Source organism: Streptomyces sp. NPDC027663 (assembly GCF_055566415.1).
On record NZ_JBVHSK010000003.1, the window covers coordinates 289,270 to 305,889 of the forward strand.

The 16,620-nt window shown below is 73.5% G+C and carries 12 protein-coding genes; 8 read left to right on the forward strand and 4 right to left on the reverse strand.

Annotated elements, in window-relative coordinates:
• The first annotated feature begins 217 nt into the window (after positions 1 to 217).
• The 6 genes from ACZ4SF_RS10610 to ACZ4SF_RS10635 all read left to right on the forward strand — a co-directional run bounded on the left by ACZ4SF_RS10610 (position 218) and on the right by ACZ4SF_RS10635 (position 8,123).
• Complete coding sequence (locus tag ACZ4SF_RS10610) at positions 218 to 1,204, forward strand: hypothetical protein (RefSeq protein WP_468381103.1); 987 nt, start codon at positions 218 to 220, stop codon at positions 1,202 to 1,204.
• A 257-nt stretch (positions 1,205 to 1,461) separates the two neighbouring features.
• On the forward strand, positions 1,462 to 3,000 hold the full coding sequence (locus ACZ4SF_RS10615; RefSeq protein WP_468381106.1) for an amino acid permease: 1,539 nt from the start codon (positions 1,462 to 1,464) through the stop codon (positions 2,998 to 3,000).
• Positions 3,001 to 3,184: 184 nt separating this feature from the next.
• A complete protein-coding gene (locus ACZ4SF_RS10620) occupies positions 3,185 to 4,276 on the forward strand; it encodes a mechanosensitive ion channel family protein (RefSeq protein ID WP_468381109.1) in 1,092 nt (363 codons plus the stop codon).
• Between the two features lie 52 nt (positions 4,277 to 4,328).
• On the forward strand, positions 4,329 to 4,793 hold the full coding sequence (locus ACZ4SF_RS10625; protein ID WP_468381112.1) for a DUF4186 domain-containing protein: 465 nt from the start codon (positions 4,329 to 4,331) through the stop codon (positions 4,791 to 4,793).
• A gap of 37 nt (positions 4,794 to 4,830) precedes the next feature.
• Positions 4,831 to 7,050 (forward strand): NADP-dependent isocitrate dehydrogenase, encoded by a 2,220-nt coding sequence (locus ACZ4SF_RS10630; protein WP_468381115.1) that lies wholly within the window; start codon positions 4,831 to 4,833, stop codon positions 7,048 to 7,050.
• Between the two features lie 281 nt (positions 7,051 to 7,331).
• On the forward strand, positions 7,332 to 8,123 hold the full coding sequence (locus tag ACZ4SF_RS10635; protein WP_468381118.1) for an N-formylglutamate amidohydrolase: 792 nt from the start codon (positions 7,332 to 7,334) through the stop codon (positions 8,121 to 8,123).
• 231 nt (positions 8,124 to 8,354) lie between these two features.
• On the opposite strand, the gene ACZ4SF_RS10640 is transcribed toward ACZ4SF_RS10635, so the two are convergent.
• The 3 genes from ACZ4SF_RS10640 to ACZ4SF_RS10650 are packed head-to-tail and all read right to left on the reverse strand — an operon-like array spanning position 8,355 to position 10,899.
• A complete protein-coding gene (locus tag ACZ4SF_RS10640; protein ID WP_468382468.1) occupies positions 8,355 to 8,819 on the reverse strand; it encodes a hypothetical protein in 465 nt (154 codons plus the stop codon).
• Positions 8,820 to 8,839: 20 nt separating this feature from the next.
• Positions 8,840 to 9,478 (reverse strand): RNA polymerase sigma factor, encoded by a 639-nt coding sequence (locus ACZ4SF_RS10645; RefSeq protein ID WP_468381120.1) that lies wholly within the window; start codon positions 9,476 to 9,478, stop codon positions 8,840 to 8,842.
• A complete protein-coding gene (locus ACZ4SF_RS10650) occupies positions 9,475 to 10,899 on the reverse strand; it encodes a S8/S53 family peptidase (protein WP_468381122.1) in 1,425 nt (474 codons plus the stop codon). The genes ACZ4SF_RS10645 and ACZ4SF_RS10650 overlap by 4 nt, the downstream gene beginning before the upstream one ends.
• Positions 10,900 to 10,975: 76 nt before the next feature.
• Here ACZ4SF_RS10650 and ACZ4SF_RS10655 point away from each other — a divergent pair, with 76 nt between their 5' ends.
• Entirely contained in the window at positions 10,976 to 13,588 is a 2,613-nt protein-coding gene (locus ACZ4SF_RS10655; RefSeq protein WP_468381124.1) for a CHAT domain-containing protein, read from the forward strand.
• Positions 13,589 to 13,624: 36 nt separating this feature from the next.
• Here ACZ4SF_RS10655 and ACZ4SF_RS10660 read toward each other — a convergent pair whose 3' ends face one another.
• Positions 13,625 to 15,349 carry a LuxR family transcriptional regulator AbsR2 gene (locus tag ACZ4SF_RS10660; RefSeq protein WP_468381127.1) on the reverse strand — a complete coding sequence of 575 codons (1,725 nt, stop codon included), beginning with the start codon at positions 15,347 to 15,349 and terminating at the stop codon, positions 13,625 to 13,627.
• A 94-nt stretch (positions 15,350 to 15,443) separates the two neighbouring features.
• On the opposite strand from ACZ4SF_RS10660, the gene absR1 reads away from it, so the two are divergent.
• Positions 15,444 to 16,529, forward strand: a complete 1,086-nt coding sequence (gene absR1, locus ACZ4SF_RS10665; RefSeq protein ID WP_468381130.1) for a beta-glucuronidase AbsR1 — start codon at positions 15,444 to 15,446, stop codon at positions 16,527 to 16,529.
• Positions 16,530 to 16,620: the final 91 nt, after the last annotated feature.

Consider the following 16,620-nt stretch of genomic DNA (forward strand, 5'->3'; position numbering starts at 1 on the left):
CCAGCCTGCCGCCGTACCGGACCCGGCGTCAAGGTTTTCCGGCGGTCGGTCAACTCGCCCGGCAGATGGTTGACTTGGCAACAATGGTACGGCGGAACCTCCACCTCTATAGTGACCGCCGACCACACGTGAGATCTCCATCACCGCCCAGGGGAGGGCTGTTGCTACGTCACCCCGCCACCACGCCCCTGCGCCAGTGGACCGGGGCCGGCGGCTGATGGCCAGAGACGGAGCCCGCCCCTCCTACGACCCCGCCGGCCCCGACCACGCGCTGCGCGCCGCCCTCCAGGACCTGCGCACCGGCCGCTGGATGGCCATGCGCACCCTCCTCGCGGACACCACGGACTGGGGGCAGTGGACCCGGCGCACCCAGGTCCTCGCGGCGGCCGCGGCCGGCACCGACGTGGTGCGGGCCTGGCACGCCGAGGAACCGGGGAACGCTCATGTGACGGTGATGCACGCCCGGGTCGGCGTGGAGCGCGCGCTGCGTGCCAGGCGCGAACGGCACCGCCGCACCCATGAGCTGTGGATCGAGGCGTGGGACGTCGCCCAGTCCGCGACCGCGGCCGCCCCACGGGACCCCGTGCCCTGGGTGTGTCTGCTGGCACTGGCCCAGCTCGATCCGGAGCAGCGCTGGGAGGAGCACCGGGCCGCGGCGCCGGAGCCGATGCTGCCGCCGGGGCCGTGGGGGCTGCTGGCCGAGGCCGGCAAGCGGGACCCGTTCAACCGCGAGGCCCACCACCGGATGCTGCAGTTCCTCTACGCGCGTGGCGGTCCGGGCCGGCCGGCCGAGGCCGCCGGGTACGCGCAGTGGGCCGCCGGCCAGGCCCCGCCCGGCTCCGCGCTGCACCTGCTGCCGCTGTACGTCCGCGTGGAGCGTTACCGCCGGGACAGCGGGCACGACGCGGCGCTGGACCTGCACTGGGTGGTGGAGGAAGCGGCCCGCGAGGCGCGGCGCGCCCTGCACTCGTGGTTCGAGCACACGCAGGGCGCCGAACGCTCGCTGCTGGACCTCAACCACTTGGCCCACGCCCTGTGGGGGTCGCTCCAGTTCCCCGACGCCGCACGGGTTTTCGACGCGATCGGCCCGTACTTCACACCGCCGCCCTGGATGTACCGCACACCGGACAGGGACCGCGCGGTGGACATCTTCGTCCAGGCCCGGGAACGCTGCCGGGCCGCCGGGGAGGGCGCACACTTCTGACCGCCCCGGACAGCGGGCCGGAGCCCCGGCACCCGCGCCCGAACGCTCCTGCGCGCCACCTCCTGCACGGCCCCGCGCACCACCTGCCCAACCCACCGCACCCCCTGCACCGCCCCGCCGCACCCCTGCACCGCCTGCGCTCCACCCCCGCACGGCCCTCCGCACCACCCGCACCGCCTCCGCACCACCCCCGCACGGCCCTCCGCACCACCCCTGAACGTCCCCGTTCGACACCCGTTGATCCCGGAGGTCTCCACGTGTCCCCCACCCCCGATCCCTCGCCCACCCCTTCCCCCGGTGTGCTGCAGCAGGACGAGGAGCAGCGTCTGCGCGAACTCGGTTACCGGCCGGTGCTGGCCCGTCGCATGGGCGGGTTCGGCAACTTCGCGATCAGCTTCTCGGTGATCTCGATCCTGTCCGGCTGCATGACCCTGTACGGCTTCGGCCTGAACACCGGCGGTCCCGCCGTGATGCTGTGGGGCTGGGCGGGCGTCGGCCTGTTCGTGCTGTGCGTCGGTCTCGCGCTCGCCGAGGTCACCAGCGCCTACCCGACCTCCGGCGCCCTGTACTACATGGCCGACCGGCTCGGCGGCCGGCGCTGGGGCTGGTACACGGGCTGGCTGAACCTCCTCGGTCTGCTCGGCGCCATCGCCGGCATCGACTACGGCGCCGCCCTGTTCACCGGCGCGTTCGCGAACCTCCAGTGGGGCTTCGAGCCGACGCCCGGCAAGACCATGCTCATCTTCTGCGCCATCCTGCTGCTGCACGCCGTGCTGAACCTCTTCGGGGTCCGCCTGGTCAGCGTGCTCAACTCGGTCAGCGTGTGGTGGCACCTGGGAGGCGTCGCCCTGATCGTCGGCGCGCTGGCGATCGTCCCCGACCACCACCAGTCGCCGTCCTTCGTGTTCACCGGGTTCGTCAACGAGACCGGGTGGGACAACCCGCTGTACGTGGCGGCGATCGGCCTGCTCCTCGCGCAGTACACCTTCTCCGGCTACGACGCCTCCGCCCACCTGTCCGAGGAGACCTCGCACGCCTCGGTGGCCGCCTCCCGGGGCATCGTCCGCGCCATCTGGGTGTCCTGGCTCGCCGGCTTCGTGCTGCTGGCCGGCCTGACCTTCGCCATCCAGGACTACGACGCCACGCGCGCCACGGACACCGGCGTACCGCCCGCCCAGATCCTGCTCGACGGCCTCGGCACCGACGGCGCCAGCGCGCTGCTGCTCGTCGTGATCACCGCCCAGCTGTTCTGCGGGAACGCCGAGGTCGCCGCCGCCAGCCGGATGGTGTTCGCGTTCAGCCGGGACGGGGCGCTGCCCGGCTCGCACCTGTGGCGCAAGGTGAGCGGCCGCACCCAGACCCCGGTCGCCGCAGTCTGGCTGTCCGTCGTCGTGGCCTGCGTACTCGCCCTGCCGTCGCTGTACTCGGCGACGGCGTACAACGCGGTGACCGCCATCAACGTCATCGGCATCACCCCCGCCTACGCCATCCCCGTGTATCTGCGGCTGCGCGCGGGCGACCGGTTCCAGCCGGGGCCGTGGCAACTGGGCCGCTGGAGCAAGCCGATCGGCTGGATCGCGGTCGTGTGGGTGGCCTGCGTGACGGTCCTGTTCTGCCTGCCGCAGGGGTCACCGGTCACCGTCGACACCATGAACTACGCGTCGGTGGCGCTCGCCGTGGTCCTGGTCCTCGCCAGCGTCTGGTGGTACGTCGCCCGCCGGTCGTACGGCACTCCCACCACCGCGGCCTACGGCAGCGACCGCGACCAGGCCGAATTCGCCGAGGGCATCGTCTGAGCCGTCCGAGGAGCACCGGTCCGGGTACGAACTGCAGTGCCGGATACGGCAGGATGAACGAGCGCGCCGGTCACCGGAGTTCCGGGGCCGGCGCGGTCGCACATTCCGGACATCGAGCAGGTGGCAACGTGACGAGACTTCACAGCTGGCTCTCCGCAGCAGTTCTGCGCCCCGGGGGTGACCGGTGAACCGCGCGCTGACCCTGGACGACCTCGTCCTCGCCGGCATCGCCCTGGCGGCGGGCCTGGTGCTCGCCGTCCTGTCGCGCACCCTCCTGCGCTGGCTGGCCAAGCACGCCAAGCGGACCCGCTGGAGCGGCGACGACGTCATCGTGGACGCGCTGCGCTCGGTCGTCCCCTGGGCGGCGATCGCGGGCGGCGCGTCGGCGGCGGCGGCCGTACTGCCGCTCACCCGGTCCGTCCAGCACCACGTCAACCAGGTGCTCCAGGTCTGGCTGATCGTCGTGGTGACGTTCTCCGCGGCCCGGGTCGTCGCCGGCCTGGTCCGCTCGGTCACCCAGTCCCGCTCCGGCGTCGCGGGCTCGGCGACCATCTTCGTCAACATCACCCGCGTCCTGGTCCTGGCGATCGGCTTCCTGGTCGTCCTGCAGACCCTCGGCATCTCCATAGCGCCGTTGCTCACCGCCCTGGGAGTCGGCGGCCTGGCGGTGGCCCTCGCCCTGCAGGACACGCTCGCCAATCTGTTCGCGGGCGTCCACATCCTCGCCTCCAAGACGGTTCAGCCGGGCGACTACATCCGGCTGAGCAGTGGCGAGGAGGGGTACGTCGTCGACATCAACTGGCGCCAGACGACGGTCCGCCAGCTGTCCAACAACCTGGTGGTCATCCCCAACGGCCAGCTCGCCAAGGCCAACATGACCAACTACACGCGGCCCGAGCAGGAGCTGACCGTGCTGGTGCAGGCCGGCGTGAGCTACGACTCCGACCTGGAGCACGTCGAGCGGGTGACCGCGGAGGTGGTCACGGACGTCATGACGGACGTCACGGGCGCCGTCCCGGACCATGAGCCGGCCATCCGCTTCCACACTTTCGGCGACTCCCGGATCGGCTTCACGGTCATCCTCGGTGTGGGCGAGTTCAGCGACCAGTACCGGATCAAGCACGAGTTCATCAAGCGCCTGCACCGCCGCTACCGCGAGGAGGGCATCCGCATACCGGCCCCCACCCGCACGGTGGCCCTGCAGCAGGGCTCGGTGCTGATCCCGCAGCAGCGCAGCGGCGACGACGCACCCACCGGATCCCCCGTCGCCGAATAGGGCCCCGGGCGGTCCGGCCCGCGGGTGCGGGCGGTCGTATGCTCGGAAGGGCATGAACGTCTCCCCCGATCCCACGGATCCCGGGCCGCGCCGTCGCGACGCCGGCCGGCCCGACCTCGACGCGCGTCTCGACGCGCTCGCAGGGCAGCCGTTCCGGGCGAAGTTCCACCTGCGCGGGCGGGACCGGGCGACCGCTGGGCTGAAGGGCCCGGCCACGATCCGGTGGCACGCGTACGACCTGATCGCCAAGCGGCTGGCGCCGGCCGCGCCGTACAAGGACGGCAAGCAGACGCCGTACCGCGGCCACCCGGTGTTCGTGGCCCAGCACGCGACCGCCACCTGCTGCCGGACCTGCCTGGAGCGCTGGCACGGCATCCCGAAGGGACGCGAGCTGACCCGCACCGAACACGTGTACGTAGTGGAGGTGATCTGCAGATGGATCGCGCGTGAGATGACGGACGGCACATTTTCCGGACAGGACCCCTGTCGAGCCGACCCCGGTCACGAGATATCTTGATGTCGAGCAATGTTGCAGACGTGGAGCGGAGCACCCGGTGACTGACTCGACCATCATCTACACCTACACAGACGAGGCCCCGGCCCTGGCGACGCATTCGTTCCTGCCGGTGATCCAGGCGTACGCCTCGCAGGCCGGTGTGCCCGTGACGACCCGGGACATCTCGCTGGCCGGGCGCATCATCGCCGTCTTCCCGGAGTACCTGAACGAGGACCAGCGCATCCCCGACGCGCTGACCGAGCTGGGCGAGCTGGCCAAGACCCCCGCGGCCAACATCATCAAGCTGCCGAACATCTCGGCGTCCATTCCGCAGCTGAAGGCCGCCGTCGCCGAGCTGCAGGCCAAGGGCTACGCGCTGCCGGACTACCCGGACGAGCCGAAGACCGACGAGGAGCGCGAGATCCGCGCCCGCTACGACAAGATCAAGGGCTCCGCGGTCAACCCGGTGCTGCGCGAGGGCAACTCCGACCGCCGTGCCCCGGCGTCGGTGAAGAACTACGCCAAGACCCACCCGCACCGCATGGGCGCCTGGACCTCCGAGTCCAGGACGAACGTGGCGACCATGGGTGAGAACGACTTCCGCTCCACCGAGAAGTCCGTGGTGATCTCCGAGGCCGGCAAGCTGAAGATCGAGCTGGTCGCCGAGGACGGCACCACCACGGTGCTGAAGGAGTCCGTACCGGTCCTGGAGGGCGAGGTCGTCGACGCCTCCGTCCTGCACGTCGCCGAGCTGGAGCAGTTCCTCGCCGCGCAGGTCGCCCGCGCCAAGCAGGAGGGCGTCCTGTTCTCGGTGCACCTGAAGGCCACGATGATGAAGGTCTCCGACCCGATCATCTTCGGTCACGTGGTGCGCGCCTTCTTCCCGAAGACGTTCGCGAAGTACGGCCAGACCCTCAAGGCGGCCGGCCTCACCCCGAACGACGGCCTCGGCGGCATCCTCAAGGGCCTGGAGAACCTGCCCGAGGGCGCCGAGATCAAGGCCTCCTTCGACGCCGAGATCGCCGAGGGCCCGGCCCTCGCCATGGTCGACTCGGACAAGGGCATCACCAACCTGCACGTGCCGTCGGACGTCATCATCGACGCCTCCATGCCGGCGATGATCCGCACGTCCGGCCACATGTGGGGCCCGGACGGCCAGGAGCACGACGCCCTCGCCGTGATCCCGGACTCCTCCTACGCCGGTGTCTACCAGGCCGTCATCGAGGACTGCCGGGCCAACGGCGCCTACGACCCGTCGACCATGGGCTCCGTCCCGAACGTCGGCCTGATGGCGCAGAAGGCCGAGGAGTACGGCTCCCACGACAAGACCTTCGAACTGCCGGCCGCAGGCACCGTCCGCGTGCTCGACCAGGCCGGCAACGTCCTGATCGAGCAGCCGGTCGCGCAGGGCGACATCTTCCGCGCCTGCCAGACCAAGGACGCCCCGATCCGCGACTGGGTCAAGCTGGCCGTCACCCGCGCCCGCGCCACCGGCGACCCGGCCGTGTTCTGGCTGGACGAGGGCCGCGCCCACGACGCCAACCTGATCGCCAAGGTCCGGCAGTACCTGCAGGAGCACGACACCGAGGGCCTGGACATCAGGATCCTGTCCCCGGTCGAGGCCACCAAGCTGTCGGTGGAGCGCATCCGCCGCGGCGAGAACACCATCTCGGTGACCGGCAACGTGCTGCGTGACTACCTGACCGACCTGTTCCCGATCCTGGAGCTGGGCACCAGCGCCAAGATGCTGTCGGTCGTCCCGCTGATGGCGGGCGGCGGCCTGTTCGAGACGGGCGCCGGCGGCAGCGCGCCGAAGCACGTCCAGCAGCTGGTCAAGGAGAACTACCTGCGCTGGGACTCGCTCGGCGAGTTCTTCGCGCTCGTCCCGTCCTTCGAGCAGTACGCGGCGGCCACCGGCAACACCCGCGCCAAGGTCCTCGCCGACACCCTGGACCGCGCCACGGCGACCTTCCTCAACGAGGACAAGTCCCCGACCCGTCGCGTCGGCGGCATCGACAACCGCGGCAGCCACTTCTACCTGTCCCTGTACTGGGCGCAGGAGCTGGCCCGGCAGACCGACGACGCCGACCTGGCCAAGGCCTTCGCGCCGTTCGCCGAGACCCTCGCCGCGAACGAGCAGAAGATCGTGGACGAGCTGAACGCCGTCCAGGGCAAGCCGGCCGACATCGGCGGCTACTACCAGGTCGACAAGGCCAAGGCCGACGCGGTCATGCGCCCCTCGTCCACCTGGAACGAGGCCCTGGCGTCCCTGAGCTGACGCCCGCGGCCCGGCGGTCCCCTGCGGCCCGACGGTCCCTGACGACTCCGCCCCGGTCGGCACTGCCCGGCCGGGGCGGAGTCGTTCAACCCGGCCGCCCGCCCGCACCGCCCACCCGAGCCGCCAGCCCGTACCGCCCACCCGAGCCGCCGCCCGCACCGTTCGCCCGAGGCGCTCACCCGTGCCGCTCGGTGCGGGCTCGCCGCGGAGCCCTCGTTGTCGGTGCCGTATGACACCTTGATCGTGTACGACGCCGCAGACGACCACCTCCGGAGCAGCCCGTGACCGAGCCCGCCGCCTCCTTCGAACTTCTCCCCGGTGCCGCCGAGTCGCCCGTGCTGCTGCATGTGCCGCACTCGGCGCGGGCCATACCCGCGGACGTCCGCGACGGCATCGTGCTGGACGACACCGCGCTGGCACGGGAACTGGACCACATCACGGACGCGCACACCGCCGAGATCGCCCGCCGGGCCGCCGAGCTGGCGGGGCTCACCCCCTGGCGGTTCGTGAACCGGCTGTCCCGGCTGGTGGTGGACCCGGAGCGGTTCCCGGACGAGCGGGAGGAGATGGCGGCCGTCGGGATGAGCGCCGTGTACACGCGGACCACGCACCGCGGCGAGCTGCGGCCCGCGGACACCGACCCCGAGCCGCTGCTCGCCCGCTACTTCCGGCCGTACGCCGAGGCCATGACGGAGGCGGTGGCCGGCCGGCTGGCCGCGACCGGACGCGCCGTGATCGTCGACGTGCACTCGTACCCGTCCGAGCCGCTCCCCTACGAACTCCACGGGACCGGCCCGCGCCCGCCGGTGTGTCTGGGCACGGACGCCTTCCACACCCCGCGGGAGCTGACCGAGGCCGCGCGGAAGGCGTTCGCCGGGTGCGGGGAGACGGGACTGGACAGCCCGTTCGCGGGCACCTACGTGCCGCTGGAGTTCTACGGCACGGACGCCCGGGTCGGTGCGCTGATGGTGGAGATCCGGCGGGACACCTACATGTCCGAGCCGGGCGGGCCGGCCGGGCCGGGACTGGACCGACTCGCCACCGCCCTGGCCGCCCTCGTCGACGCCGTGTAGCCCACGGGCCGGAGCACGTCACCCGGCCCGCACGGCACACACGCCGGCCACTCCCTCCGACGCCCTGTGGTCCACCGACCCGGAGCGCGCTCCCGCCCCCCACTGCACACGCGGTCGGCCGCCCCCTCCGACGCCCTGTGGTCCAAGGACCGGGCACGGTCCCCGGCCCGTGGCTCCTCTCCGGCGTGTGGCGTCCGGCAACGGACGAACGCGCATGCGGCACCGGTGCCTTCAGGCCCGGAGCCACTCCGTGACGATCACCTCCGCGCCGGTGCTGAGCCGCAGGGCGAACGGGCCGGCCGGTGGGGCGGCGCTGGTGAACCGGCCGAGGGGGTCGGCCGTGACCGTGCGGGCGCTCTGCGGGCCGCCGAGCACCTCGATGCGCGCCGACTGCGGCGGGAGCACCTGGCCGATCAGCCCGTCCGGCGTGACCTCCACGTCGACGGTCGTCCGGCCCGCGCGGAACGTCAGCATGCGCGACACGTCCGTGACGCCCCTGACCGGCAGGGCGTCCACGAGCGAGTCGAAGGTCAGCTCGGCCAGCCGGGCGTCCAGATCACGCAACGCGAAGGCCTCCAGCGCCGATTGCAGCAGCTCGGCCGGTACCGGGTCCAGGACGGCGGCGGCCTGGCGCAGCTCCTCCTCCAGCAGCGCGTCCGCGAACTGGTCCCGGTCCGCGCCCGGTCGGCCGGGCATCGGGTTCTCGTCGTCACCGTTCACAGCGCACCTCGCGCGTCCATCCGGGCCCGCAGCCGGCGCAGACAGCGCTGGCGCAGCGGGCCGATACTGCCGACCGCGATACCGAGGGCGGCCGAGATCTCTCCGTAGCTGGGCGGCGGCGAGGCCATCAGCACGCGCAGCAACTGCCGGCAGCGCTCGCCCAGTCCGTCCAGCTCCTGCCACAGCCGGCGGACCCGCTCGGCCCGGTCCGCCGCATCCTCCGAATCGATCAGCGTCTCTTCCGGCGTGCGCTCCTGGCTGGCCCGGTCGAGCACCTGCGGATCGTCGGTCAGGGTCAGCCGCGCCAGTCCTCTGAGCACCTTCAGGCACTCGTGGCGGGCCGTGCTGGCCAGCCAGGCACCGGCCTTGTCGGGTTCCCGGATCCGGCTCAGGTGCTGGGCGAAGCGGAACCACACGGTCTGGAAGACCTCGTGCCCGTCGGCGTCCGACAGCCGGTGGGCGCGGACCACCGACCACACCAGCGGACTCAGCCCTTCCACCAGCGCCTTCCAGGCCGCCGCGTCGCCGTCGACGGCGGACTGGACCAACGCGCCGACCTCTGTTCGGTCCACGGTTCCACCCCTCGTGTACGGCACGTCATCGTACGCCGCGGAGCGGAGGGTTCCGGCCCTCATGCGGGCAGAGCCGGGATCACGACCGGGACGGGGCGCCAGGTCGGCGGAAAGAGCGCCGGGACGTGCGCCCCGCGCACCTCGGCCCGGTCCGTGGTGGCTGCGAGCAACCGGGCGCCGGCCGTGCGCGGGTCGCGCTCCCCGTACGCCGTCATACGGGCGGCGACGAGCCCGGCGGCGACCGGCGTGGCGAAGGAGGTGCCGCTCCACTGGGCGAGGCCGTCGAACATCACCTGGTCCGGCTTGGCCCCGGTGCTCTCCCGCCCCTCGCTCAGCACGCCGGTGTGGCGCGGGTACTGGCAGGTGCAGGCGTAGTCGGCGCCGTACCGGCAGCTGTCGTAGCTGGAGTGCTGGTAGACGTACGGCACGGGCACGGTGAATCCGGTGAGGGCGCTGGTGAGGCGCTCGCCGGGGGCGTGGACGCGTACCCAGGGGCCGTGGTTGCTGAAGCAGGCCCCGGACTCGCCGTCCGTGCGCAGCGCACCGACCGACAGGACGCTGTCGGCGTACTCGGGCAGGGCGGCGTAGGCGGCGGGCCAGAACGGGGTGTCGCTGCCGTTGTTGCCGGCGGCGGCCACCAGCAGGGTGCGCTGGACGCTCAGTTCCTGCATGAACGCGTCCAGGCCGATCAGGCCGTCGGTGTCCTCGCTGGCGGCGCCCGCGGAGAGGCTGATGATGTCGGGCCAGCCGTCCCGGTCGACCGCCTCGAAGAGCTTGGCGGCGAAGTCGGACTCCAGGACGGCACCGGCGTCGTCGAGCGTGCCGCGGACGGTGATGTCGGTGTTGGGCGCGACGGCCGCGAGGATGCCGGCGATGAACGTGCCGTGGCCGACGTACTGATGGAGCACGCCGTCGCCGTCGGTCTCGGTCAGCTGGGCGTCGCCGGTGGTGTGGGCGAGCAGCGGGCAGGAGAGGTGGTCGTGCACCAGGCCGGTGTCGACCACGAGGACACCGACCGCGGTGGCCGGGTCGTAACTGCCCTCGGCCGGAGCGGGGTTGGCGGGCTCGGTGCGCGGAACGGGCACCGGCTCGTCGCCCGGGCAGGCGTTGACCGCGATGTGCACCACATGGTTGCGGCCGACCAGCCGGCGGCCCTGGCGACCCTCCGCTTCCCGCACCGCGCGCAGGGCGTGCGGCACGGTGTCCTCGCCCTCGGCCGGGTCGCCGACCCGGATGCGGGTGACGCCGGTGCGGCCGGCCTGCGGGCCCATGCGGCGCACATGGTCGGGGACGAGGCCCGCGGTCTCGGTGAAGTGCGTGCGCACGGTGTCCTCCACGAACCGGGCCTCCTCGCCGTCCCGGACGAGGACGACGCCCTTCTCGTAGAGGAGCCCGGCGGCGTCGTCCGGCCCCATGGTCAGGGGAACGTCGCGCAGGGAGCGCTGGATGTGGTGGAACTGCTCGTGGAATCGCTGTGGTGCCATGTGGTGTCCTCCCCCTCAAGACGCTGTTCGACAGTGAGAGTCGCGGCGTCACCGTCTGATACAGCAGGCCACTACCATGCGAGACGTGACAGCGGGAAGCGAGCCGGTTCTCGAACTGCTGCCCATGGTGTTCGCCGACCCGGGCGAGGCCCGGGCACGTGCCGAACACGTGCTGCGCGGGGGCCCGACGCCCTTGTACGCCAGCGTGGCCCATCAGGTGCTCGGCATCTGGCAGCGGGACTTCGGCGATCTGCGGATCGCGCTGCGGCATCTGCGGCGGGCCCGGGATCTGGCCGCCCGCGCCGAGTCCGCCGACCGCGAGGCCGATGTGCTCGCGACGCTGGGGGTCGCACTGGTGCACGCGGGGCGCACGCGGCAGGGGCTCGCATCCTTCGACCGGGGTGTCGCCCGGGGCTCCGGACACACCCGGGCCCGGGTGCTGTACCGGCGGGCGTACGTCTGGTGGGTGCTGGGGCATCACCGGGAGGCGCTGGAGGACGTACGGCGGGCGCTGCCGGTGCTGCGGCAGGCCGCCGACGACATCTGGACCGCGCGGGCGCTGACCCTGCGGGCCACGGTGCATCTGGCGCTCGGCGCCGTGGACCGGGCGGTCGCGGACTTCACGGCGGCGGAACGGTTGTGGGGCACCACCGGCCAGGAGCACGACAAGGCGGACGCGGTGGAGAGCCGGGGGCTCGCCGCCTTCCGGTCCGGGGACATCCCCGCGGCACTGCGGCTGCTGGACGAGGCCGAGGAACGCTACGCCAAGCTGGGCACCCCGACGTACAACCTGTCGACCCGGCGCTGCGAGGTCCTGATGGCGGCGGGGCTCGCCCCGGAGGCGCTGGCCGAGGCGGACGCGGCGATCGCGCTGCTGGACCGGATCGGCGGGCAGTCCACGCGCAAGGCCGAGCTGCTGCACGCCGCCGCCCGGGCCGCCCGCTCGGCCGGCGACGCGCACACCGCGATAGCCCGGGCCGCCCTCGCCGTACGGCTGTTCGCGGCGCAGCGCAGGACGTGGTGGGAGACGCACGCCCGGCTGGTGCTGATCGAGGCACGGGTGGCGGCCGGGCGCCGGTCGGGGCGGATGGTCGCGGACGCGGCGGCGGTCGCCGAGAAGCTGGCCGCATTCGGCTCGCCCGCCGCGCCGGAGGCCTCGCTGCTCGCGGGCCGGATCGCGCTGGCGCTGGGCTGGACCGCGGACGCGGAACGGCATCTGGCGGTGGCCGCGCGCAGCCGGCACGGCGGGCCGCCGCCGGCCCGGATGACGGGCTGGGCGGCACAGGCGCTGCGGGCACGGGCGGCCGGCTCGCAGCGGGGTGTGCTGGAGGCGTGCCGGCGCGGCCTGGACGTGCTGGACGATCACCGGATGACGCTGGGCGCCTCGGAGCTGCGCGCCCACGCGACCGCGCAGGGCGCCGAACTGGCCGCCCTGGCCCAGGAGGTGAGCCTCGCCCAGGGCAGCCCGCGGCGGCTGCTCGCGTGGAGCGAGCGGTGGCGGGCCACCGTGCTGTCGGCGCCGCCGACCCGGCCGCCCGACGATCCGGCGCTGCTGAGCGGGCTGACCGCCTACCGGGAGATCGCGGCCCGTGCGGAGGCCGCCCGGATGGAGGGCCGCCCGGTGCCGGCGCTGGAGCGCGAACAGCGGCGCCTGGAACGGGAGATTCGCTCCCGGACGCGCCACATGGGCGGCGCCGGCACCGACGCCGGCGACCGGTTCGACGCGGCCCGGCTGCTGGACCGGCTCGGTGACGGGCGGCTGGCCGAACTGGCCGTGGTCGACGGCCGGGTGCACGTCCTGCTGTGCGGGCAGGGCAGGGTACGGCGGTTCACGGGCGGGTCGTTGGCGGAAGCGGTGGCGGAGGCCGAGCATGTCCAGGCGGGGCTGCGCCGGCTCGCGCACCCCGGGGCCGAGGCACGGCTGCCGCTCGTGGAGGCGGCCGGACGGCGGCTGCAGGAGCTGCTGCTGGCCGGTGCCGCGGCACAGCTCGGCCCGGGACCGGTGGTGATCGTGCCGCCGGGGGCGCTGCACCGGGTGCCGTGGGCGCTGCTGCCGGCGCTGCGGGAGCGGGTGCTCAGCGTGTCGCCGTCGGCGGGCAGCTGGCTGCGCGCCCGGGAGACGGCGCCGCCACCGGACGGGCGGCCGGTGCTGGTACGCGGCCCCGGACTCGCGACGGGCGGCGCGGAAGTGCCCGAACTGGCCGGCCGGTACGGCACGGCGACGGTCCTGGAGGGCGACGACGCCCAGGTGCCCCGGGTCCTGGCGGAACTCGACGGCGCGGGTCTCGCGCACCTCGCGGCCCACGGCACGTTCCGGGCCGACAGCCCCCTGTTCTCCGCGCTGCGGATGGCCGACGGTCCGCTGATCGTGCACGACTTCGAGCGCCTGGCCCGCAGTCCGTACCGGATCATCCTCTCCAGCTGCGACACCGCCCGCCTGGCCTCGGTCGGCGCGGACGAACTCCTCGGCCTCGTCACGGCGTTGCTGCCGCTGGGCACTGCCGGTGTGGTGGCCAGCAGCGCACCGGTCAACGACGCGGCGGTGGTCCCCCTGATGCTCGCCCTGCACAAGGGACTCGGCGCGGGACTCTCCCTGGCCGAGGCCCTGCGCGACGCCCGCGCGGCCCTGCCCGGGGACGCGGTGCACCAGGCGACGGGCTGGGCTTTCGCGGCGTTCGGAGCGGCGTGAGAAGGCACGCCTGACCGAGCGGACGCCGCACCTTTACTACGCGGTATCTCTCTCCGGCCCGGCCACCAGGCAGGGCAACGCGCCCCGGTCCCCCGTACCGAGTCGCGTGTACGCGCTGTACAGGTGATTGCCGACCGTCCGCACCGACAGCGTCAGCCTGTCGGCGATCTCACGGTTGCTCAGGCCGGCCGCAGCGAGTGCGACGATCTGCCGCTGGCGGGCGGTGAGTTCACCGAGGACGAGTCCGGTCAGGGCGGGTGTGCGGGCGCCCTCGCACCGCCGGGCCAGTGCCAGCGCCCGGGTACGGGAGCGCCGCGCGGCCCGTGGGTCCCGGTGGACGCGTACGGCCTGTGCGTGCGCCTCCGCCGCGTACAGCAGGAAACCCCGCTCGGCCAGGGCTTCCGCGGCCCGGTCCAGTGCGGCCGCGTCGCCGCGGGCGAGCGCGTCGGCGTGCCGGGCGAGCACGCTGCCGGCCGGCAACCGGCCGACCGCCCGCTCGGGAGCACCCGCGCGTACGGCGCCATAGACCCCGTGGACGCCGTCCGGCTCGGCCGCTTCGCCCGATGCGCCGTCGGCCAGCCGGAGTTCTCTTCGGCACCCGGGATCCGACGGCGTCCCCCGCAGTCCCTCCCGGGCCCACGCCGCCGCCTCCCGCAGTTCGCCGCGCAGCCGGGCGAACCGGGCACGGACCTCGGCGTACCGAGCCGGCAGCGGGCCGTCCTCCGCCACCAGCCACTCCCCCACCGGTGTCGGTACCGGCCGGACGTCGAACTGCTCCATCCGCCCTACCAGGGTGCGCTGTTCGGCCGCGAGGGCGGGGCCGTGGGCGTCGGCGGCGCGGGCCAGGCGCCGGGCCCGCAGGGTTCCGGTCGTGGCGCGCAGCGCGGGGCCGTGCAGCGGGTGGGCGAGGGTGACGGCACCCTGCTCGTCGACGTGGATCAGGCTGTCCGCCTCCAGGCCTTCGAGGACGTCCAGGTGCAGCTCGTCCAGCGGGACCGGAAGCGGCTCGGCGAACGCGAGGCGTTCCAGGACGGCGCGTTCGCCGGGCACGGACCGCTCCAGGGCGGGGGCGAGCCGCTCGCGGACGGCGGGTGTGACCGGCAGCGGACCCCGCCAGGACCGCTCGCCGGTACCCGGGACGGGTGTCAGCCGGCCGGACCCGGCGAGAGCGGTCACCAGGTCGCGCAGCAGCCGCAGATCACCCTGGCAGGCCCGGTGCAGCCGGCGCACGGTGAGCGGTTCGAGTTCCGAGCCGGCGAGCAGCCGGGCGGTGTCCGTGCGGGACAGCGGGTCGAGGGCCAGCCGGGGCAGCAGTTCCCCGGTCCACAGCCGGGACACCGCGCCCGGCGCGGGCACGCCGTCCGCCGCGGCCACGACCAGGCGTACGTGCCCGTGTACGGCCAGCTGGTGCACGAGGGCGGCAGAGGCCTCGTCCAGCAGCTGGGCGTCGTCCACGACGAGGAGCCGTACGCCGGACAGCATCCGCACCGCGCGGTGCAGCGAGACGGTGTCGGGCAGCAGGTGCGCGAACGCCGCGAAGGGCAGGTCCCGGGCCTCGGGGGTGCCCGTCACCCGGACGTGGTCCGTACCCCGCACCGCCTCCGTGATCAGCCGGGTCTTGCCGCGGCCCGCCGGGCCGGTCACCACGATGCCGGGCCGGCCGGCGGTCAGCGCACCGCGCACCAGGTCCAGTTCGTCGGCCCGGCCGGTGAACGGCCACGGCAGTTCCAGGGTCTTCGCGTCCTGTCCGTAAGTCCTCACATCGTCCTGAGCGCGCGTACTCAGGTTTGATACAGGGCGACTTGAGTAGCCCCCGACTCAGGCGTCCACGGCGGCGTGCGGGCACGCTGGCCGCATGACCCGACGCCTCTGCTCGCTCCCGCAGCAGCCGGCCCCGAGCTTCGCACCGGGGCTGACGGCCGAGCGGCTCGGCGCGCTGCAGGCCGGACGGCGGATGTGGGTCAACGGCACGGTGCTGCACTACTGCTTCCTGGACGCTCCCTCCGATGCCTCGGCCATCCCGGTTCCGGGGACCGGCGAGCTGCGCCGGGTGCCGTGGGCCGGCGGCGAGGAACAGCGGAACGTGGTCCGCGCGTGCTTGCGCGAATGGCAGGATCTCGGCATCGGCATCACGTTCACCGAGGTCGGCGACCGGCTCGAGGCAGAGCTGCGGATCGGGTTCCAGGCCGGTGCCGGGTCCTGGTCGGCGATCGGCCGGGACGCACTGTCGGTCGGCCGGGGCGAGCGCACCATGAACCTCGGCTGGGACGTGACCGCGCCCGGGGAGCGCGGGACCGTCCTGCACCAGATCGGGCATGCGCTCGGCATGGTGCACGAGCACCAGAGTCCGCACGCCGGGCTCCACTGGGACGACGAGGCCGTGTACGCCGAGCTGGCGGGCCCGCCGAACCACTGGAGCCGGGAGACGACGTACAGGAACGTGCTGCGCCGGCTGGACGCCTGTGAGGCGGGCGGCCCGGTGTGGGACCCGCAGTCGGTCATGACACTGCCGTTCGGGCCGGGGCTGGTGCTGGAGCCGGAGCAGTACCGCGGGGGGCTGTGTCCGCCCGGCACCGCCTCCCCGGCCGACAAGGAGTTCGTGCTCCGCTGGTACCCGCCCACCGGTCCGGCCGGGCCGGCCGCGCTGGTACCGTTCCGGTCCGCGCCGCTCGGGCTCGGACCGGGTGAGCAGGCCGACTTCACCGTCGAGCCGCCGGAGACCCGCGACTACACCGTGGGCACCTTCGGCGACGCCGACACCGTGCTGGTGGTCCTGGAGGAGCGCGACGGGGAACCGCGCTTCCTCGCGGGACACGACGACGGCGGCACGCCGGACAACGCCGCCGTCCGGGTCAGGCTCGTCAAGGGCCGCCGCTATGCCGTCCGGGTCCGCCTGTACTCCACGTGGGGGTCGGGAGAGACGGCGGTCATGTGCTGGTGACGGCACACGGACGGCACAGAGCCACAGTCCGGCACCGGGGGAGCGGGCGTGGACGTCACCTACGGGGGAGGTGACGTCCACGCCCACGCCG

Excerpts from the sequence above, each read along its gene's own strand:
- ACZ4SF_RS10655 (WP_468381124.1), top strand. The coding sequence starts at position 10,976 with ATGCGAGACGTGACAGCGGGAAGCGAGCCGGTTCTCGAACTGCTGCCC.
- ACZ4SF_RS10650 (WP_468381122.1), bottom strand. The coding sequence starts at position 10,899 with ATGGCACCACAGCGATTCCACGAGCAGTTCCACCACATCCAGCGCTCC.
- ACZ4SF_RS10645 (WP_468381120.1), bottom strand. The coding sequence starts at position 9,478 with ATGAGGGCCGGAACCCTCCGCTCCGCGGCGTACGATGACGTGCCGTAC.
- absR1 (WP_468381130.1), top strand. The coding sequence starts at position 15,444 with ATGACCCGACGCCTCTGCTCGCTCCCGCAGCAGCCGGCCCCGAGCTTC.
- ACZ4SF_RS10640 (WP_468382468.1), bottom strand. The coding sequence starts at position 8,819 with ATGCCCGGCCGACCGGGCGCGGACCGGGACCAGTTCGCGGACGCGCTG.
- ACZ4SF_RS10625 (WP_468381112.1), top strand. The coding sequence starts at position 4,329 with ATGAACGTCTCCCCCGATCCCACGGATCCCGGGCCGCGCCGTCGCGAC.
- ACZ4SF_RS10610 (WP_468381103.1), top strand. The coding sequence starts at position 218 with ATGGCCAGAGACGGAGCCCGCCCCTCCTACGACCCCGCCGGCCCCGAC.